The following is a 2,222-nucleotide window of genomic DNA, read 5'->3' as shown; positions in this document are numbered from 1 at the left end:
TGTCGGCGACGCTTGAATAGTGAGCCGATTCCGGCGGGTGAAAAGTGACCCCCACTGCGTCAGTTGATGTTGGTCATTCCCCGGTGTTGGCGGCGGGAACCCGTCCGAGGTCGCGGCCGCGCATGCGGTAGCTGTCGCCCTTGAGCGAGATGACCTCGGCGTGGTGGACGAGGCGGTCGATCATCGCGGCGGCGACGGTGTCGTCGCCGAAGACCTCGCCCCAGCGTCCGAAGGGCTTGTTGCTGGTCACGATCACCGAGGCGCGTTCGTAGCGGCCCGAGATGAACTGGAAGAACAGGTTCGCGGCCTCGGGTTCGAAGGGGATGTAACCCACTTCGTCGACCACGATCAGCGGGATCCGGCCCAGCCGGGTCAACTCGTCGCTCAGACGTCCGGCTTGGTGGGCTTCGGCGAGGCGGGTGACCCACTGGGCGGCGGTGGCGAAGGCGACCCGGTGGCCGGCCTGACAGGCCCGGATGCCGAGTCCGCTGGCGAGGTGGGTCTTGCCGGTGCCTGGAGGTCCCAGGAAGATCACGTTCTCCTTCCCGACGACGAAGTCCAGCGTCCCCAGATGGGCGATGACCTCGCGTTTCACGGACCGCTGGTGGTCGAAGTCGAAGTCCTCCAGCGACTTGCGGGAGGGGAAACGGGCCGCCCGGATGCGTCCCTCGGCGCCGTGGGAGTCACGGGCGGCGACCTCGCGCTGCAGGCAGGCGGCCAGATACTCCTCGTGACTCCAGCCCTCGTCGCGGGCCCGTTCCGCGAGCCGGGCGGCAGCGTCCCGCAAAGCCGGAGCCTTCAACGCCTTGGTCAGATAGATCAGTTCGGAGCCGACGTCGCGGCCGGTCCTGGCCTGGCTCGTGCCGTTCTTCGCGCTCATCACGCTGCCCCTTCACCTGTGCTCAGTCCGCCGTCGATGACGCCGAAGATCCGGTCGTAGGTGTCCAGCGACCGTTCCTCGACCTCCGTCACGTCCACTGGTGCCGCTTTCGTGCCGGCAGCCTTCTTGCGGGCGGCTGCGGCAGCAGCCGCGTGGTCCGGGTCGGTGATGGTCTGGTGGCGGGCCCAGCTGCGGGCATGGCGGGCGACCTCGACGCCGTCGCAGGTCACCAGGACCTGGTCCAGGTCTGCGGCGACCTCGATGCGGCGGCCGACAGCCAGTGGATGCACCGAGTAGTCGCAGGTGTCCAGGCGGACATAGTGGTCCCGGGGCAGCCGCAGCGATGCCTTCCACCAGCCCGGCGGGGCGATCGGCGGCAGGGCCAGCATCCGGGAGCGGTCCGCTTCCAGCCGGTCCGCCGGACGGGCCTGCAAGGTCCGGTGGATGCGCCGGTTGGCTTTGGTCAGCCAGTCGGCGAGCTGGATGTTGAAGTCGGCAGGCGAGGTGAACACCCGCCCGGGCAGGAACGACGTCTCCAGATAGCCGTTGGCCCGCTCGACCAGGCCCTTGGCCTCCGGATCCCGCGGCTTGCAGAGCAGGAACTTGATGCCCAGCAGTCCGGCGAACGCGGCGAATTCGTCGGTCAGTTGAGGGCCACCGGGCCGCCAGGAACCGACGGCTCCCTCGTTGTCCCAGACCAGCACCCGAGGGACGGCGCCCAGCTCGGTCAGCAGCCGCCAGTGCCCGGCGATCAGGTCGGCCGCAGACCTCGAGGGCAGCATCCGGGCGGTGATCCACCGCGAGTAGCCCGCGACCATGACCAGCACCGGCGGCCGTCCGACCTGGCCGAAGCCGAGCGGGATGTCGGCCGGCGGGAACCACAGGTCGCACTGGCCGATCTCGCCCGGCTCATAGACCGTCCGCGAGGCCGGATCCGCGGGCCGGTAGGCCGGCCGCAGGTCTCGGATGCGGTCCTTGAGCACCGTCAGACCCCGGTCCCAGTCGATCCGCTCAGCGATCACCGTCGCGGGCATCTCCGGCCACTGCTCGAGCAGTTCACGGATCTGCGGCTCGACCGCGTCCACGATCGAGCCCTTCGGCGCCCGCTGATACTTCGGCGGCGCGTCGTCCGCGATCGCTCTGCGGACAGTGTTCCTGGCGATCCCCAGCTTCCTCGCGATCGCCCGCACCGGCATCTGCTCGGCCCGATGAAGCCGGCGGATCTCCGCCCAGTCCTCCACGCTGATCACCACTCCTCCCGGCCTGGCTCAACGAGCCAGACCCCCTGGAGGGGTCAACTTTCAAGCGCCGCTACTGGTCCAATTTTCAGCCGTCGCCGACA

At 69.2% G+C, this 2,222-nt stretch carries 2 protein-coding genes; both read right to left on the bottom strand.

What is annotated here, in order from left to right:
• Positions 1 to 73: 73 nt before the first annotated feature.
• Positions 74 to 880 (bottom strand): IS21-like element helper ATPase IstB, encoded by an 807-nt coding sequence (gene istB, locus ABZX90_RS43770; RefSeq protein WP_355213725.1) that lies wholly within the window; start codon positions 878 to 880, stop codon positions 74 to 76.
• On the bottom strand, positions 880 to 2,130 hold the full coding sequence (gene istA / locus ABZX90_RS43765) for an IS21 family transposase (protein ID WP_355213724.1): 1,251 nt from the start codon (positions 2,128 to 2,130) through the stop codon (positions 880 to 882). The genes istB and istA overlap by 1 nt, the downstream gene beginning before the upstream one ends.
• Between the last annotated feature and the right edge of the window lie 92 nt (positions 2,131 to 2,222).

Origin of the sequence: Streptomyces sp. NPDC002935, assembly GCF_040611295.1 — a bacterium.
In the GTDB taxonomy this organism is placed as follows: Bacteria; Actinomycetota; Actinomycetes; order Streptomycetales; family Streptomycetaceae; genus Streptomyces.
The sequence above is the reverse complement of the archived record's forward strand: the minus strand, read 5'-3'. Positions and strand labels throughout refer to the sequence as shown.